17 protein-coding genes are annotated in these 16,799 nt (G+C 73.4%); 6 read left to right on the forward strand and 11 right to left on the reverse strand.

What is annotated here, in order from left to right; translation table 11 throughout:
- Positions 1-5: 5 nt before the first annotated feature.
- From H5397_RS03800 to H5397_RS03825, 6 genes are all read right to left on the reverse strand, one after another.
- Entirely contained in the window at positions 6-389 is a 384-nt protein-coding gene (locus H5397_RS03800; RefSeq protein ID WP_182814979.1) for an RNA-binding S4 domain-containing protein, read from the reverse strand.
- Between the two features lie 11 nt (positions 390-400).
- Positions 401-2,494, reverse strand: a complete 2,094-nt coding sequence (locus H5397_RS03805; protein WP_182814980.1) for a glycoside hydrolase family 3 protein — start codon at positions 2,492-2,494, stop codon at positions 401-403.
- Positions 2,495-2,503: 9 nt separating this feature from the next.
- Positions 2,504-3,478: a polysaccharide deacetylase family protein gene (locus H5397_RS03810; protein ID WP_182814981.1), complete on the reverse strand. Its 975-nt coding sequence runs from the start codon at positions 3,476-3,478 to the stop codon at positions 2,504-2,506.
- A gap of 28 nt (positions 3,479-3,506) precedes the next feature.
- A complete protein-coding gene (gene rpmA, locus H5397_RS03815; RefSeq protein WP_182814982.1) occupies positions 3,507-3,764 on the reverse strand; it encodes a 50S ribosomal protein L27 in 258 nt (85 codons plus the stop codon).
- 13 nt (positions 3,765-3,777) lie between these two features.
- A complete protein-coding gene (gene rplU, locus H5397_RS03820; protein ID WP_182814983.1) occupies positions 3,778-4,089 on the reverse strand; it encodes a 50S ribosomal protein L21 in 312 nt (103 codons plus the stop codon).
- A gap of 145 nt (positions 4,090-4,234) precedes the next feature.
- On the reverse strand, positions 4,235-4,885 hold the full coding sequence (locus tag H5397_RS03825; protein ID WP_220491966.1) for an alpha/beta family hydrolase: 651 nt from the start codon (positions 4,883-4,885) through the stop codon (positions 4,235-4,237).
- A gap of 73 nt (positions 4,886-4,958) precedes the next feature.
- On the opposite strand from H5397_RS03825, the gene H5397_RS17990 reads away from it, so the two are divergent.
- Genes H5397_RS17990 through H5397_RS03835 form a run of 3 tightly spaced genes read left to right on the forward strand, consistent with a single transcriptional unit; the run spans position 4,959 to position 7,073 of the window.
- Positions 4,959-5,870 carry a hypothetical protein gene (locus H5397_RS17990; RefSeq protein WP_255438600.1) on the forward strand — a complete coding sequence of 304 codons (912 nt, stop codon included), beginning with the start codon at positions 4,959-4,961 and terminating at the stop codon, positions 5,868-5,870.
- Positions 5,794-6,405: a HAMP domain-containing sensor histidine kinase gene (locus tag H5397_RS03830; RefSeq protein WP_309224271.1), complete on the forward strand. Its 612-nt coding sequence runs from the start codon at positions 5,794-5,796 to the stop codon at positions 6,403-6,405. The genes H5397_RS17990 and H5397_RS03830 overlap by 77 nt, the downstream gene beginning before the upstream one ends.
- A complete protein-coding gene (locus H5397_RS03835) occupies positions 6,402-7,073 on the forward strand; it encodes a response regulator transcription factor (RefSeq protein ID WP_182814985.1) in 672 nt (223 codons plus the stop codon). The genes H5397_RS03830 and H5397_RS03835 overlap by 4 nt, the downstream gene beginning before the upstream one ends.
- Before the next feature lie 44 nt (positions 7,074-7,117).
- On the opposite strand, the gene H5397_RS03840 is transcribed toward H5397_RS03835, so the two are convergent.
- Both H5397_RS03840 and H5397_RS03845 read right to left on the reverse strand, forming a co-directional pair.
- Positions 7,118-7,543, reverse strand: a complete 426-nt coding sequence (locus tag H5397_RS03840; protein ID WP_182814986.1) for a hypothetical protein — start codon at positions 7,541-7,543, stop codon at positions 7,118-7,120.
- A 79-nt stretch (positions 7,544-7,622) separates the two neighbouring features.
- The gene (locus H5397_RS03845) at positions 7,623-8,408 is read right to left on the reverse strand and encodes a PIG-L family deacetylase (RefSeq protein ID WP_182814987.1); all 786 of its coding nucleotides are present in this window, start codon (positions 8,406-8,408) and stop codon (positions 7,623-7,625) included.
- Between the two features lie 52 nt (positions 8,409-8,460).
- Here H5397_RS03845 and H5397_RS03850 point away from each other — a divergent pair, with 52 nt between their 5' ends.
- Positions 8,461-9,708, forward strand: coding sequence for a DUF445 domain-containing protein (locus H5397_RS03850; RefSeq protein ID WP_220491967.1), 1,248 nt, complete (start codon positions 8,461-8,463; stop codon positions 9,706-9,708).
- A complete protein-coding gene (locus H5397_RS03855) occupies positions 9,708-10,163 on the forward strand; it encodes a hypothetical protein (protein WP_182814988.1) in 456 nt (151 codons plus the stop codon). Before H5397_RS03850 ends, H5397_RS03855 begins: the two co-directional genes overlap by 1 nt.
- A 26-nt stretch (positions 10,164-10,189) precedes the next feature.
- Here H5397_RS03855 and H5397_RS03860 read toward each other — a convergent pair whose 3' ends face one another.
- A complete protein-coding gene (locus H5397_RS03860) occupies positions 10,190-12,823 on the reverse strand; it encodes an Rne/Rng family ribonuclease (protein WP_182814989.1) in 2,634 nt (877 codons plus the stop codon).
- A 203-nt stretch (positions 12,824-13,026) separates the two neighbouring features.
- Positions 13,027-13,752: a TIGR03936 family radical SAM-associated protein gene (locus H5397_RS03865; RefSeq protein ID WP_182814990.1), complete on the reverse strand. Its 726-nt coding sequence runs from the start codon at positions 13,750-13,752 to the stop codon at positions 13,027-13,029.
- Between the two features lie 42 nt (positions 13,753-13,794).
- On the opposite strand from H5397_RS03865, the gene H5397_RS03870 reads away from it, so the two are divergent.
- Entirely contained in the window at positions 13,795-15,045 is a 1,251-nt protein-coding gene (locus H5397_RS03870) for a GNAT family N-acetyltransferase (protein WP_182814991.1), read from the forward strand.
- A 1-nt stretch (position 15,046) separates the two neighbouring features.
- Here the strand turns inward: H5397_RS03870 and H5397_RS03875 are convergent, their stop codons facing one another.
- Positions 15,047-16,786 carry a SulP family inorganic anion transporter gene (locus tag H5397_RS03875; protein WP_182814992.1) on the reverse strand — a complete coding sequence of 580 codons (1,740 nt, stop codon included), beginning with the start codon at positions 16,784-16,786 and terminating at the stop codon, positions 15,047-15,049.
- Positions 16,787-16,799: the final 13 nt, after the last annotated feature.

Raw genomic sequence — 16,799 nt, forward strand, 5'->3', positions numbered from 1 at the left:
AGAGTCTACCGGCCCCGGCCGGGCCCGGTTCCGCGGAACGCGTCCATGACCCGCCGCTCCCGCTTCGTGGGACGCCCCGCGCCCCGGTCGCGCACCGCCACCTTCCCCACCATCTCGGGGATGGGCGGCGGCTTGGCCGGCGTGTGGTCGAGGTAGGCCTGCTGGGCGATCGCGGCGCCCACGCGCTTGACCAGGGTCGGGTCGACGACCTCGACGATGCGCTCCTCGTCGGCCCGGCGCACCCGGATGGTGTCCCCGGTCGCGACGAGCTGGGCGGCCTTGGCCTGCTTGTCGTTGACGCGCACGTGCCCGCCGCGCACCCCCGCGGTCGCCTCGGACCGCGTCTTGTACAGGCGCACGGCCCACAGCCAGGCGTCGAGTCGTGCCATACCGGCCGAGCCTAGTAGGTCAGGCCGTGGCCCAGCCGCCAGACGTTGCCGTCGGTGTCGGTGTAGGCGTACGTCAGGCCCTCGGGCATGTACTGCTCCTTGGCGTAGCCCGGCACGTCGTTGGGCGAGACGCAGACGCCGTCGGCGTCCACCGCGATGACGGCCTCGGACGCCGGCAGCGTGATCGGCAGCCGGCCGTGGGCCGGGCTGGCCCCGGTGATGACGTCGTACTGGGCGTCGTAGAACGTCGAGAAGCCCGCCACCACGGCGTCGGCGAGCGGCTCGACCGAGTCGAGGATCCACGGCAGGGACACGTTGACCGACAGCACCACCTTCTGGCCGCGTTCCCGCGCGGTCCGGCACAGCTCGGTGACCCTCTTGATGCCGGTCAGCGTGGTCTCGGTGTACCACTCGTCGTTCAGCGCCTTGAGCATGCGGTCCTCGCACAGGGTGAGCTCGAGCAGGCCCGGGGTCGCGTTGAAGTAGTGCCCCGACTGCGGGTCGAGGATCAGGTAGAGCGCGTCGGCCGCCTCGGGGGTCTCGACGAGCTCCACGACGGCGCTCTCGCGCGCCTCCTGCCGCGCCTTGGCGGTCTTGGCCGCGGACTGGCGCGGGTCCTTGTGGAACACCTCCACGTACACGCTCGCGCCCTGGGCGAGCGGCAGCGTGCCGGCCGAGTTCTTCAGCACGACCAGCGACTTGCGGTGCGTCCGCGCAGCCAGCTCCCAGCCCGGCGAGCCCTTGACCGCGGCGTCAGCACCCGCGGCGTCCACGTAGGTCTTCTCGTCGAACAGGCCGAGGGTGAACATCTCCTCCAGCAGCGCGCGGCAGGCCGCGTCGACGCGGGCCGGGGAGATCCAGCCGGCGTCGATCGCCGCGCGCAGGTCGGCGGTGTTGTTGGTGTCGGCGACGATGTCGGTGCCCGCGTTGATGGTCTTGGCGAACCGCTCGGGGATCGACAGCTCCTCCACGCCCCAGCACATGTTGTCGGTGATGCCGGAGTCGGAGTTGACGTAGCCGGTAAACCCCAACTGGCCGCGCAGCAGGTCGTTGAGGATGTAGTGGTTGAACGCGAAGCCGACCTCCTCGTACGGGATGTCACGACCGTCCACCGACTGCCAGCTCGACTTCTTGATCGAGGGCGCCGAGTAGTACGGCATGAACGACGAGGTCTTCACCGCGGCGCGGAACGGCGGGAGGTGGTAGGTCTCGAAGCTGCCCGGGGTCGGGTAGCAGTTCCACTTGCCCTCGACGTAGTGGGGGTCGAAGCCGTTCTCGCGGGCGCCGCCGCCCGGGAAGTGCTTCATCGTGGTGGCGAGGCTGTCGGGGCCCAGCTCGTCGCCCTGCAGCCCGGCCACGAGGCGCTCCACGATCTCGGAGATCAGCTCCGGGTCCTCGCCGAACGTGCCGTAGATGCGCTGCCAGCGCGGGTCGGTGACGACGTCGGCCATGTACATGTAGCCCTTGCGGATACCCGCGGCCAGCCACTCGGCACGGACGGCGGCGGCGAACTCGCTGGCCAGCGAGGCGTCCCCGCCGGCGGCCTTGTCGCCCAGGATCGCCGCGGCGATGCCCATCGTCGCCGGGAACGTCGAGAACATGCCGACCGAGTCGTTCATCCCGAACACCATCTCGCCGTTCTCGTTGCGCGAGTTGGACGCCGCGATCGTCGGGATGCCCAGCCGCGTGCCCTCGGCGACCTCGTTCATCCGGTTGTTCCACTCCGCCAGCTGCGACGGGGAGAAGTTGTCGCGCAGGATGAAGTGGCGCAGGTGCATCTGCTCGATCGTGTGCGTGGTCGGGTACACCTTCCGCGTCGCGAAGATGGACGTCCCCGCCTCGATGGTGCGCTCGTCGAGGACGCCGTCGTCGGAGGTGGCCTCCCCCTCGGGAACGCCGTAGCCGGTGAACCGGGTGTTGATCAGCATCAGGCCGACCTTCTCGTCCACCTCCATGCGGGAGACGAGGTCGGCGGCGCGCTCGGCCGGGGTCAGGCGCCAGTCCTCGTACGGGTCGAGCTCGCCGTTGCCGTTGAGGTCCTTGAAGTCGAGCCCGTCGACGCTGATGAGCTGCTTGGAACGGACCTGGAGGTTGGGCTGGCGCATGCCGGAAGCCTAGGGCGCCTTCGGCCCCCGCGTGCCGAGTCCGACGAACCTCGTCCCGGCGTCCAGCAGGCGGGGCAGCGCCTGCGCCACGCCCTCGGCCGTCCCGCCGGCCGGGCGGTTGAAGTGGCCCAGCACGATGTCCCCGGCCCGGGCCCTGGCCAGCCGCTGGGCGACGCCCGCCGGACCGAGGGTGGCGCCGTCGTCGAGGTTGACGCTCAGCCCCGCGATGGGCGCCCCGAGGTCGATGGCGATGGCCGCGGCCACCTCGTCGCAGTGTGCGGTGCCCGGGCGCATCGTGGCGGGCAGCGCCCCGGTGTTCTCGACGAACCAGTCGAACCCCGCCGTGACCTCGTCGTACACCTCGCCGACGTCGGCGGTCCCGGCGATGCCGTAGGCGCTGCGCCCGGCCACCGAGAGCGGCACGTGGCGCGTCCCGTGGCTGGCCAGCACGAACAGTGGGTCGGCGGCCAGCTCGGCCGCCAGGGCGGGGTTCGCGGCGATCCAGCGGGCGTTCAGGTACAGGGTGGCGGCCACCTCGTGGCGGCGCAGCGTCTCGATCAGGGCCTCGTCGTAGCCCGACCCGGCGGTGCCGCCGCCGCACGCGTCCAGCGTGAGGGCCACGCCGTCGGCGTCGGGGGCGGGGCTGTTCTGGTCACCGAGGCGGTTGACCACGCCGTCGACCTCCCAGCCCCACTCGGACGCCGCGCGCCCCGCGTACCGCGACACGATCTCCGCGCGCGAGGGCAGGGTACGGGACGCCGTGGCCGGCCCGGCCGTCGGGCTCGGGCTGGCCGACGGGCTGGGGGCCGGGGTCGGGGCGGTGCTCGGCGCCGCTGCAGGGGTGCTCGCCGCCGAACCCGTGGTCGCGGGGTCGGAAGGCTCCGCGGCCGGCGGTCGGGCGCAGCCGGCCCCGACCGCGGCAGCGGCACCCAGCAGCAGCCCGCGGCGTCCGAGGGTGCGTGCATGCGAAACGGGGGCGGCCATCAGGCCACCCCCGTTGTCACGTGCTTGCTCAGGCATCCGCCTGCGCGATGCTCACGATCTTGCGACCGCGACGCTCACCGAACTCGACGGTGCCCTCCTTGAGGGCGAACAGGGTGTCGTCCTTGCCGCGGCCGACGTTGTCGCCCGGGTGGAACTTGGTGCCACGCTGGCGGACGAGGATCTCGCCGGCGTTGACCTCCTGGCCGCCGAAGCGCTTCACGCCGAGGCGCTGCGCGTTCGAGTCACGACCGTTGCGCGAGCTGGATGCGCCCTTCTTGTGTGCCATGTCGTGAACCCCTTCAGCTCTCGATGCCGGTGATCTTGACGCGGGTGTAGCGCTGACGGTGACCCATGCGCTTCTTGTACCCGGTCTTGTTCTTGTACTTGAGGATGCGGATCTTCGGGCCCTTGTGCTCGGCCACGATCTCGGCCGTCACGGACACCTTCTCCAGCTTGCCCGCGTCGGTGGTGATGGCGTCGCCGTCCACCAGCATGAGCGGGGTGAGGTTGACGGTGGAGCCCACCTCAGCGTCGGTGATCTTGTCGACGGTGAGGACATCACCGACAGCCACCTTGTGCTGGCGTCCGCCGCTGCGCACGATCGCGTACACGCCTGACCTGCTTTCCTGAATCAAATCGTCTGTGTCGAACAACGAGGCGTCGAGCGCCTCGCATTCACGCGGTGCCGGAGGCGACGCATGGACGCACGCCCGCACGGGCACCGGGGATCAAGAATACGTCCCGCCACCACGAGGGTCAAACCGAGCGGTCTGCGGCGAGCCGCCCGACGAACTCGGCGACCGCCGCCGCCACGCGCGCGCCCGCGGGCCGCGGGAAGGAGTGGGTGGCGCCCGCCACCACGACGAGCTCGCGCGGCCCCGCCTGGGGCTCGGCCAGCGCCTGTTCGAGCTCGGCCGGCGAGCCGAACGGGTCGCGCGCGCCCGAGACCAGCAGCACGGGGACGCCGACCGGCGCCAGCTCCCCCAGCCGCGACTGCGCGGGCTTGCCGGGCGGGTGCAGCGGGAAGCTGAGCGCGACGACGCCGGCCAGGTCGGCCTCCCACGTGCGGCAGGCGATGCGGGCGCCGGCCGAGCGGCCGCCCGTGACCACCGGGACGCCGGGCCAGGTCGCGCGGACCGCCTCCACCCCGCACAGCCAGGCGGGGTCTGACGCCGGCGGGCGGGGGCCGACCTTGCGGCCCGCCACGCGCCAGGGCAACTCGTAGGTGACGACCGCCCAGCCGTGGCCGGGCAGCTCGGCCGCCACGGCGTCCAGGTCGACGGTGCGCACCTGGCCGGAGTGCCCGCCGCCGAGCAACAGGACGCCGCGCACCTGGTCGGGTGCGGCCACGTGCAGGAGGCCGGGACCGTCGGGGGTGGCCACCTCGCGGGTGTCGCTGCTCGTCACGGGCCACATCCTCTCATCTGTTCTCATGGTCGTCTCACCGGCCTGCAGGGTGGGGTCTGGCACGATGACGGACATGCCCACCTCGAACGCACCCGCCCCCCAGGGGCGCGGCAGCATCCGGTGGCACCTGATCCTCGGTGTCATGGCCCTGCTGCTGGTCGTGCTCGGGCTGGTCGGCGGCACCCTGTACACCCTGCTCCGCGGCCAGACCGACGCCCGCGTCGCGAGCGAGTTCGCCCGGGTGGCCGACGAGTTCGAGGTGCTGGCCACCAAGGGCATCGACCCCGCCACGGGCGGCCCGTTCACCGACCCCGAGGCGCTGCTGCGCGTGACCCTCGAGCGCACGGTGCTCGCCCCGACCGAGGACGTCATCGGCTTCGTGGACGGCACGGCGTCCCTGGAGGTCGCCGGCGCCCCGCTCAAGGCGCGGCAGGACCCCCAGCTGGTCGAGGTGGTCGGTCCGCTGTCGGTCGGCGCGTCGGTGGTCGACGGCGTCGTCCGGACCGACCAGCGCGAGTACCGCTACCTCGTGGCACCGGTGCGGTTCGACGGGAGCGCGCGCAGCGGCGCGCTCGTCGTCGTCGCCGACATGGACGCCGAGCGGCGGCTGCTCAACCAGATGATGCAGGGCTACCTCTGGATCGCCCTGGCCACCCTGGTGGCCTCGTCGGTGATCGTCGCCCTCTGGATGCGCCACCTCCTGCGCCCCATCGCGGAGCTGCGCGACACCGCGGCCCGGATCTCCGAGGAGGACCTCTCCGAACGCGTGGTCGTCCGCCGGGGACGACGAGCTGGCGGCCCTGACGACCACCGTCAACCAGATGCTGGACCGCATCGAGGGCGGAGTCCAGGCCCAGCGCGACCTGCTCGACGACGTCGGCCACGAACTGCGCACCCCGATCACCGTCGTGCGCGGCCACCTCGAGCTGATGGACAGCGACTCACCCGACGACGTGCGCGCCGCCCGCGCCATCGCCCTGGATGAGCTGGACCGGATGGGCGGGCTGGTCAGCGACGTCCTGACGCTCGCCAAGGCCAGCCAGCCGGACTTCCTCCAGCGCCGGCCCACCGAACTGGCCCTGCTGACCGACTCGGTCCTGACCAAGGCCAAGGCCCTGGGCGACCGGCCGTGGGCGATGTCCCGGGTGGCCGACGCCGACGCGCTCATCGACCCCGAGCGGATCACGCAGGCGTGGCTCCAGCTCGCGGCGAACGCCGTGAAGTACTCCGAGCCGGGCTCCCCGATCCAGATCGGCAGCCGGGTGTCGCTCGGCGAGGCCTACCTGTGGGTCGCCGACCGCGGCACCGGCATCGCCCCCGAGGAGCTGGACGTGATCCGGTCTCGGTTCGGCCGCTCGGCCAGCGTCCGCGGGCGCGTCGAGGGGTCCGGGCTCGGGCTCGCGATCGTCGACTCGATCGCCCAGGCCCACGGCGGGCACCTCGACATCGCGTCCACACTCGGCATGGGCTCGACGTTCACCATCGTCATCCCACTCACCCCCAACGGAGGCCCAGCATGAGCACGATCCTGATCATCGAGGACGAGACCCGCATCGCCGACTTCGTCGCCAAGGGGCTCAGGGCGGCCGGGTTCACCACCCACGCGACCGCCTCGGGCATCGAGGGCGCGGCGCTGGCCACGCACGGCAACTTCGACCTGGTCATCCTCGACGTCGGGCTGCCCGACATGGACGGCTTCAAGGTTCTGGAGCAGCTGCGCGGCCAGGGCGTCACGGTGCCGGTGATCATGCTCACCGCACGCTCCTCGGTCACCGACACGGTGACCGGCCTGCAGGGCGGCGCCGACGACTACATGGCCAAGCCGTTCAGCTTCGAGGAGCTCCTCGCGCGGGTGCACCTGCGCCTGCGCACCGACCAGGGCTCCTCCCCCGCCGCCGACGGCGGCGCGGTGCTGCGGCACGGCGGCCTGGCCCTCGACCTGCGCACGCGACGCGCGGAGGTGGACGGCCGGACCGTGGACCTGTCGGCGCGCGAGTTCACGCTGGCCGAGACGTTCCTGCGCAACCCCGGGCAGGTGCTCAGCCGCGAGCAGCTGCTCTCCAACGTGTGGGGGTACGACTTCGAGCCGGGCTCCAACGTCGTGGACGTGTACGTGCGCTACCTGCGGCGCAAGCTGGGCACCGACCGGTTCGAGACGGTGCGCGGGATGGGTTACCGGCTGGTGTGAGCCCCCGGCCCCGGAGACGGGGCCTCAGCGGGGGCGGGAGGGACTCAGTCGTCCCACTCGTCGTCGTCGTCCCACTCGTCATCGTCGCCGTACACGGGCTTCTGCACGACCTTCTTGACCGCGGTGACCTTCGCGCGCTCGGCGGCAGCCCGCTCGGCGGCGATCCGGGCGGCCTCGGCCTCGGCCTCGCGCTGGGCCACGACCTCGTCGAGGGCGACCGACCACGAGGCGCCGGGGGCGACCAGGCCGTCACCCTCGGGCTGCTGGCCGGCGGTGTCGACGGCGCCGGCCTCGGTCGCGGTCTCGGTCGCGGGAGGGTTCGTCGCGCCCGACCGGGCGCCGACCACGATCGCGGCACCCAGTTCGCGCTGGTGGTCGGGCGAGGCGCCCAGGATCCCCACCGTCGCGCCGATCGCAGCGCTGCTCGCGAGCAGCGCCGTCACCGCGATGACCGTCACCTTGTTGCGCACGCCCACACACCTCTCCTTGATCTCGCCCCAGTCAACCGGCCCACCATGAGCATCCGTTGACGGGAAGATGAGAGGTTTCTCATCCGGCGAAGGGCCACCCCACGACCATCCCGTCGGGGCGGCCGGGCTCGATGTAGTGCTCCCAGCCCATCATCGCCGCGAACCCCTGCTCCGGCATCGCGAGCATGCCCGCGGCGTCCGGCTGGGAGGCGTGCGCCGCGAGGGCCGCGCGCTTGGCGTCCAGCCACGGCGTGACGTCCACGGCCCAGTGCAGTTCGGCCTCCGGCGTCCCGAGCGGGTTGCCGTCGTCCATGGGGGCGTCGACGTCCCACGCCCCCTCCATGCCCGCCTCGACGGCGAGCGCGAACAGGCGGCGGGCGGCGTCCCGGTTCATGGTCACCTCGAGGTACCGCGGACGCCGAGCGGCCAGCTCCGCGGCCTGCCGCACCACCCGGTGCACCTGGATGTGATCGGGGTGGCCGTAGCCGCCGTGCCAGTCGTAGCCGACGACGACGTCGGCGTCCTCCTCGTCGAGGACGTCGGCGATCGTGCGCGCCACCGTGTCGACGTCAGCGTTCATGAAGGCGTCGGGGTGGCCGTTGGTGTCCCAGCCCGTCATGCCGGAGTCGAGGTGGTCGAGCCAGACCAGGCGCTGGGCGCCGGTCACCTCGGCGGATGCCGCGGCCTCGGCGCGGCGCAGCTCGGCGAGGTCGCCGTCGTGGCCGTCGGGGATCGTGCCGTGGTCGCCGCCCGTGCCGTACACCACGACGACGCGGTGGCCCTCGGCGGACAGGCGGGTCATGCTGCCCGACGTCTGGCTGGCCTCGTCGTCGGGGTGGGCGTGGACGAACACGATGGTGGACACGGTGGTCCATGGTGCCAGAACGCGGGCGTGGCAACCTTGAGGAGTGCAGTTGATGTCCCTGACCGCCGGCGACGAGGTCCGCCTGGCCCGCCTGCGGCGGATGAAGGCGATCGCCCTGTCCCTGCTCGTGTTCGCCGCGGTGGTCTACCTCGCCACCCTCCGGCTCGACCACAGCGGCGTGTGGGGCTACGTGAACACGATGTCCGAGGCGGCCATGGTCGGCGCCCTGGCGGACTGGTTCGCCGTGACCGCGCTGTTCCGCCACCCGTTGGGGATCCCCATCCCGCACACCGCGATCATCCCCCGCAAGAAGGACGAGCTGGCCGGCTCGTTGCAGTCCTTCTTCGCCTCCAACTTCCTCACCGAGGAGGTCGTCCGCGAGCGCATCGCCGACGCCGGCCTCGCCCGCCGCGGTGGGCGCTGGCTGCGCGACGAGGCCCACGCCCGCCGGGTCGTGGGCGAGGGCGTCCGGGTCGCCCGGGCGCTGCTGGGCCGGATCAAGGACGACGACGTGCGCGCCCTGGCCGTCGACGTGGTGCTCCCCCGCCTCGACCGCGAGCCCGTCTCGCAGGTGACCGGCGCCCTGCTCGACGCCATCGTCGCCGACCGCGCGCACAAGGGCTTCGTCGACCTGGTGCTGCGCGAGGTGCACACCTGGCTGACCAAGAACCCGAAGGCCTTCACCGCGATCCTGCACGAGCGGGCGCCCCGGTGGTCGCCCCACTTCGTCAACCAGCGGGTGGTCTCGGCGCTGTACTGGCAGGCCCTCGACTGGGTCTCCGCGGTGCGCGACGACCCCGAGCACACGGCCCGCAAGGGGCTGGACGACCTGCTGCTCCGCATCGCCGGCGACCTGCAGGCCGACCCGTCGGTGCAGGCCCGGTTCGAGGCGCTCAAGACCCGCCTGCTCACGCACCCGCAGATCGGCCAGACCGTCGTGTCGCTGTGGGCCAGCGTGCGCCGCAGCCTCGAGTCGGCCCTCGACGACGCCGACTCCGACCTGCACGCGCGGGCGGTCCGCGGCGTCCAGGAGCTGGGTGAGGCCCTCGAGAACGACCCGGCCATGGCCGACCGCGTCGACTCCACCGCCTCGGACGCCGCCGCCTGGCTCGTCACCACCTACGGCCACGAGCTCAGCTCGGTGATCAGCCACACGATCCAGCGCTGGGACGGCCGCGACGCCAGCAAGCGCATCGAGCTCTATGTGGGCCGCGACCTGCAGTTCATCCGCATCAACGGCACCGTGGTGGGTGCCCTCGCCGGCCTCGTGATCCACGCGGTCAGCCAGCTCGTCCTGTGATGGCCGGCCCGGAGCGCACCCGCACCCTGGTCACGACGGCCGGGGTGGTGGTCCTCGCGGCAGTCACCGCGGGGACGCTCCTCGGGCGGGAGGACCCGGTCCGCGGGCTCGTCGTCGCCGGGTTGGTGCTCGCCCTCGGGGCGGCCCTCGTGCTGCCCCAGCTGCGCACCGGACGCCACACCCCGTGGTCGCAGGCGCAGGGACGGGTGGCACCCGGCCACGCCGTGGTGCTCTGGAAGCCCGGCTGTGCCTTCTGCGAGCTCCTCCTCCGCGCGGTCGGCGGCGACCCGCGCGTCACCTGGGTCAACGTGTGGGCCGACCCCGAGGCCAACGCCGCGGTGCGCACGCACAACGACGGCAACGAGCTCACCCCCACCGCGCTCGTCGGCGACCGGGTGCTGGTCAACCCGTCGGCAGACGCCCTCCGGGCGGCGCTGGACGCCGACCCGGCCTGAGCCGGGCCGACGCCCACGTCAACGCGTCAGGACTCCGCGGGACCCGCGGTGTCGACCTGCTCGCCCGGGGCCTCGGCGTGGGCCGCTGGCTCGGCGGGCGCCTCGGTGGGCGACGACGGCGAGGACTCGGAGCGGCCGCCCCGCGACCGGCCTCCGCGCGACCGGGCGCCACGGCGTCCGTTCGGGTCACGGTCGCCACCGTCGGCCGGCGCCTGGTCGGCGACCGGGGCCTCGTGGGTGTGGTAGCCGCGGCCCTTGCAGGTCTCGCACTGGACGGTGAACGCCTCGGCGAGGCCGGTGCCGATCCGCTTGCGCGTCATCTGGACCAGACCCAGCGACGTGACCTCTGCCACCTGGTGGCGGGTGCGGTCGCGGCCCAGGCACTCGACGAGGCGGCGCAGCAGCAGTTCACGGTTGGCGGGCAGGACCATGTCGATGAAGTCGATCACGATGATGCCGCCGATGTCGCGCAGGCGCAGCTGGCGCACGATCTCCTCGGCCGCCTCGAGGTTGTTCGACGTGACCGTCGCCTCGAGGTTGCCCTGGGTGCCGGTGAACTTGCCGGTGTTGACGTCGACCACCGTCATGGCCTCGGTGCGGTCGATGATCAGCGAGCCGCCCGAGGGCAGGTGCACCTTGCGCTCCAGCGCCTTGGCGACCTGCTCGTGCACGCGGAACTTCTCGAAGATGTCGCCCTCGGTCGCGCGGTCCCAGCGGCGCAGGCGCTCGGCCAGGTGCGGTGCCACGTGGGTGACGTAGGCCTCCATGGTGTCCCAGGCGTCCTCGCCCTCGCCGTTGCCGTCGACGATGAGCTTGGTGAAGTCCTCGGTGAACAGGTCACGCACGATGCGGACGGTCAGGTCGGGCTCGGTGTAGAGCTGCTGCGGGGCGGAGCCCTGCTTGACCTTCTTCTCGATGACCTCCCACTGCGCCTTGAGGCGGCTGACGTCGCGCTCGAGCTCCTCCTGCGAGGCGCCCTCGGCGGCGGTGCGGACGATCACCGAGGCGTCGTCGCCGACGGCCTCGTCGAGGATGCCCTTGAGGCGGTTGCGCTCGTTCTCGGGCAGCTTGCGGGAGATGCCGGACAGCTGGCCGCCCGGGCAGTAGACCACGTAGCGGCCGGGGATCGAGATGTTCGCGGTCAGGCGCGCCCCCTTGGCGCCGATCGGGTCCTTGGTGACCTGCACCAGAATCGCCTGCCCCGACTTCAGGACCTTCTCGACCTTGCGGTCGTCGCCGGTCACGCCGAACGTCTCCCAGTCGACCTCGCCGGCGTACAGCACGGCGTTGCGGCCGCGGCCGATGTCGATGAACGCGGCCTCCATGCTGGGCAGCACGTTCTGCACGCGGCCCAGGTACACGTTGCCGATCAGCGAGGCGGAGCTGGCGCGGTCGACGTAGTGCTCGACGAGGACGCCGTCCTCCATCACCGCGATCTGCGTGTAGTCGTCGGCCTGGCGGATCAGCATCTGCCGGTCGACCGACTCGCGGCGGGCCAGGAACTCGGCCTCGGACAGGATCGGAGCCCGGCGGCGGCCGGCGGCGCGCCCCTCGCGGCGGCGCTGGCGCTTGGCCTCCATGCGGGTGGAGCCCTCGATGCCGGTGATCTGGTCGGCGGCGCTCTCGGACCCGCCACGGCTGCGGCTGGCGCGCGGCTCGCGCACCTTCACCACGACGTCGACGCCGTCCTCGGCGCCCTCGGTCCCGGTGTCCTCACCGCGGCGGCGGCGGCGACGGCGGCGGCGGCCGCTGCTGGGCGTCGCCTCCTCGCCCTCGCCGTTCTCGTCGTCGGCGTCGCTGTCGTCGTCCTCGGACGCCGAGCCCTCGGCCTGGTCGTCGCCCGAGTCGTCGGCGTCGGAGTCGTCGCCGTCCTCGGAGCGGTCCTCGGAGTCGGAGCCCCGACGGCGGCGGCGGCCACCACGGCGGCGCCGGCGGCGGCGCGGGGCCGCGTCGTCGGAGTCGTCGCCGTCGTCGGCGCCCTCGGCGTCGGTGGAGTCGTCGGAGTCTGAGTCGTCGCCGTCCTCGGCCTCGTCGGCGGCCTCCTCGTCACCGGCGTCGCCGCTGATCGCGGCGGCCAGGTCCTGGAGGGCGGCGGAGACGTCGTCGGGGTCGATGGCGTCGGCGGTGGCGTCGTGCTGGTGCTCGGCGCTCAGCTGGGCCAGGCCCTCGGCAACGGGGTCGGCGCCCTCGGCGTCCGCCTCGGGCTGGGGCTCGGGCTGCGTCGCGCGCGTGCGGCGGCGGGACGTGCGGCGGCGGGGGGCGGGGGCCGGCTCGGGCTCGGGTTCCGGCTGGGGCTCGACGGACTCGTCGACGGCCGGCTCCTCGGCCTCCTCGGCGGGCTCGTCACCCTCCACGGCCTCGGCGGCGGCGTCCTCGACGGGAGCCTCCTCCTCGACGGCGTCGTCGGTGTCGGCGACGGCCTCCTCCTCGAGCGGGGTGGCCTCCGCGACGGGCTCGCCGGCGACCTCGGCCCACTCGGCCTCCACGGACTCGGGCTCGGCGGCGGGCGGTGCGATCTCGGCGGGCGCCGGGGTGGGCGCTATCTCCTTGGGCGGGCCGGCCGGGCGGCTCGCGGCGCGCCGGCGACGGCGCGGCGGTGTCGCGGGGGCGGAGTCGGCGGACTCGGGGGTAGCGCCGGTCGGGACATCCGAATCGAGCATGTGCTCTCCTCACACGGCAGGCGGACCTGCCGGACATGGGGCACGCGGCGACCGTACGGCCGGGGCGTGCCAAAGCTTGCGGTTTTCTCGGGAACCCGCCGCGGTCGAGGGCTCACATTCGTCGCGGCCTGGCGCCCGGTCGGGCGCCGGTGGCGGCGTCCAACCTGTCGCTCATTGTTCCACACCCCGTGCCGAAACCCCAGCTAGTCGGACGGGCGAGCCTCGAAGGGACCCACGATCCGGGTGCCGTCCCACTCGCCCTGGGCCAGCCGAGTGAGCAGGGGCGGGTCGGTCGGGACGAAGCCCTCCTCGACCTGCCCGAGGGCCTGCAGGACGTCGTCGGGCCGCACCAGCGGCGTCCCGTGGCGGGAGACCAGGCGCAGCGTGGCGTCGTCGGCCACCTCGAGGCCGATGATCGCCTCGCGGGCGTCGAAGGTGCGCATGCCGGTCTTGGTCATGCGCTGGACCTCCACCACCTCGGCGGCCAGCAGGGCGGCCACGGCACGGTCGAGCACCGCGCGCGGCACCCCCGTGACCCCGATCTGCCACGCGGACGCCGTGAGCCGGTCTGCGATGCCGCCCGGCGGCGCCGGCACCACCTCGAGGACGTGCAGCCCGTCGGGCAGCGCCGCGTCGAGGGCGACCCGCACGGCCTCGGGGTCGGCGACCTCGCGCAGCCCGATCTCGAGGTACTCGGCCTCGGTGGCCGCGCCGGTCGGGGACGCGTTCGCGAACGACACCCGCTGGTGGGGGTTGTAGCCGGAGCTGTAGGCCATGGGGACGCCCGCCCGGCGCAGCGCACGCTCGAAGGCGCGGCTGAAGTCGCGGTGGCTGGTGAAGCGGGCGCGGCCGCGCTTGGCGTAGCGCACCTGGAGCTTCTGGACCGGCGGGGCCTGCTGCTCGGGCTGCTTGCTGGGAGCGTTCGTCACGGCGCGGAGCCTACCGCCACGGCGACTGGCTAAGGTGGCAGGGTGCAGATCGACCACCGCAGCTTCACCCCCTCCGACGTCGGCGACGACGAGCTCCGCGGCTGGTTCGAGGCGGTCGGCCTGGGCTTCGGCCAGGGCCGCGCCCAGGACGAGGCGTTCACCCGCTGGCGGGCCGACATCGTCCGTGACGGCTGGCGCCTCGACGGCGCGTACGCGGCCTCCCCGGCCTTCGGGCTGGGCGCCGACGTCCCCGTCGGCACGTTCGCCACCACGACCCAGACCATCAACACCGGCGCCGGGCACCTCGAGCCGGCCTGCTTCATCACCGACGTCACCGTGCGCACCACCCACCGCCGCCGCGGGTTGCTGACCCGGCTCATGGGTGACGCCCTGCGCCGCGCCCGCGACGAGGACCTGTCCCTCGCGGCCCTGACCGTGACCGAGGGCGGCATCTACGGCCGGTTCGGGTTCGGCGTGGCGACGACGTGCACCCGCGCCGAGCTCGACACGGGCCCCCGGTTCCAACTGACCCGCGACATCGAGCCCCGGGTCGAGCTGGCCACGCCCGCGGCGTCCGTGGCGGCGCGCCGGGAGGTCTTCGACACCTTCCACGCGACGCACCGCGGGTCGCACCAGCGCCTGGCGTTCTACGACCCCTACCTGTCGGGCGAGTGGGACTTCGACAAGAACGGCCCGAACCACGACGTCCGCAGCGCCGTGCACCTGGGCGCCGACGGGCGCCCCGACGGCGCGGTCTCCTACCTGTTCGAGGAGAACGGGTCGCAGCTGCGGGTGCTCGACCTGCTCGCCGCCAACGCCGAGGCGGAGTTGGGCCTGTGGCAGTTCCTCGGGGCGATCGACCTGGTGGAGAAGGTCGTGGTGCGGCGGCTGCCCCCCACCACGGCCCTGCCCTGGGCCCTGGCGGACCCGCACCGCCTCAAGGTCACCGGGAGCGGGGACTACACGTGGCTCCGGGTCCTGGACGTGCCCCGCGCCCTGGGCGTGCGCGCGTTCGAGTCCGACGGTGAGGTCAGCTTCACCGTCGACGACGCGCAGGGGCTGGCCTCGGGGTCGTACCGGCTCGTGGTCCGCGACGGGCGGGCCGAGGTGGCCCCGGCGTCCGGCGCGCACCTACGCCTCGACGTCCGGGCCCTGGGCAGCCTCTACCTCGGCCTCGTGGACGCCCACGTGCTGGCCGCCGCGGGGCAGGTGACGGGCCCGGCGTCCGAGGTGGACGCGCTGTCGGCGTTGTTCCGCACGGCCCTGCCCCCGGTCAACGCCTCGGGGTTCTGACTCAGCGACGGGTGGGCAGGCCGGCGGGCGGGCGTCCCTCCGCCGCGGTGAAGGCCTCCGCGTAGGCGGCCACGGCCGTGGGCAGGGTCGCGTGGACGTTCTCCGGACCCACCGCGGCGAGCAGCCCGGCCTTGTCGAACAGCTCCAGCACCTCGGCCTTGACGCGCGCGAGCGCGAAGGTGATCCCCCGGGACTCCAGGTCGGAGCGCAACTCCTCCAGCGCGTCCACGGCGGTGAGGTCGGGGTCGATGTTGGCCTCGGCGTTCAGCAGGAACCACCGCACCGGGCCGTCGGCCTCGTCGAGGGCCAGACGCGCCCGCTGGACGAAGTTGGCGGCGTTGGCGAAGAAGAGCGGCGCGTCGTAGCGGAACACCAGCAGGCCCTCGACCTGGGTGGCCCCCGGGTGGTCGTCGATGTCGTGCATGCCGGCCACGTCGGGCACGAAGCCGAGGACGCCGTCGTGCGGCTGGGCGATCCGCCGGATGACGTCCAGGATGCTGAGCGCCACCGCGACCCCGATGCCCCCGAGCACGCCCAGCACCACGACGCCGATGGCGGTGGCGGCCGTGAGCACGACCTCGCTGCGCCGGAAGCGGGCGATGCGGGCCAGGGCCGCCCCGTCCACGAGCCGGGTCGCGGCGAAGATGATGATGGCGCCCATCGCCGCGCTGGGGAACGTGGACAGCACCGGGCCGGCGGCGAGCAGCACGAGGACGACCCCGGCCAGCGCCACCAGCGAGTGCGCCTGGGTGCGGCTGCCGACGGCGTCGCCGAGCACGGTGCGGCTGCCGCTCGAGCTCACCGGGAAGGCCTGGGTCAGGCCCGCCGCGAGGTTGGTGGCCCCGAGCGCGAGCAGTTCCTGCCCCGCGTCGATGTCCTCGTGGCGGCGGGCGGCGAACGCACGCCCGGTCAGCACGTTGTCGGAGTAGCCGACCAGCGCGATTCCCACGGCCCACGGCAGGACCGCCAGCAGGTCGATGCCGGCGAAGTCGGGCAGGCGCGGGAGGGGCAGGCCCAACGGCACCTCCCCGATCGTGACCAGCCCCCAGCCGGCCACGGCCGGCAGCGCCGCCACCCCGCCCGCGGCCAGCATGACCAGCAGCGGCCCGGGCCAGCGCGGCCGCCACGCCTTGAGCGCGAACACGGCGACGAGCACGGCCGCGGCCATCCCGACGGAGGGGAGGTGAACGGCGCCCACCTGCGCCGCGAGGGAGGCGACCTCCTCGATGGGGCCGTCGCCGGTGACGTCCAGCTTCGTGACCCGGCCCAGCTGCGAGGAGATCATCAGGACCGCGACCCCGATGAGGTAGCCCTGCAGCACCGGCTTGGAGAGCAGCGTGGCCAGGAACCCCAGGCGGGCCACCCACCCCAGCAGGCCGACGAGGCCGACGGCCAGCGCGAGCACCGCGGCCGCGTCGGCCCAGCGCTCGGGCCCGATGGACGCCGTGACGACCCCCAGCGCAGCCGCGGTCATCAGAGCCGTGGTCGACTCGGGTCCGACCGACAGCTGGCGCGAGGACCCGACGAGCGCGTAGATCGCCAGCGGCGCCAGCATCCCCCACAGCCCCACGACCGGCGGTAGACCCGCGATCTGGGCGTACGCCATCACCTGGGGGACGAGGTAGGCCGTCACGGTGAGGCCGGCCATGACGTCGGGCCGCAGCCAGGCCCGGTCGTAGTTCCGCAGCACGGCCAGGCCCGGGAGGTACCGCTCCCAGCCCCGGGTCCGCGCGCTCTCCATGGCGGGAGGGTAG

The sequence above is a fragment of the Propioniciclava sp. MC1683 genome, from assembly GCF_014164675.1.
Classification (GTDB): Bacteria; Actinomycetota; Actinomycetes; order Propionibacteriales; family Propionibacteriaceae; genus Propioniciclava.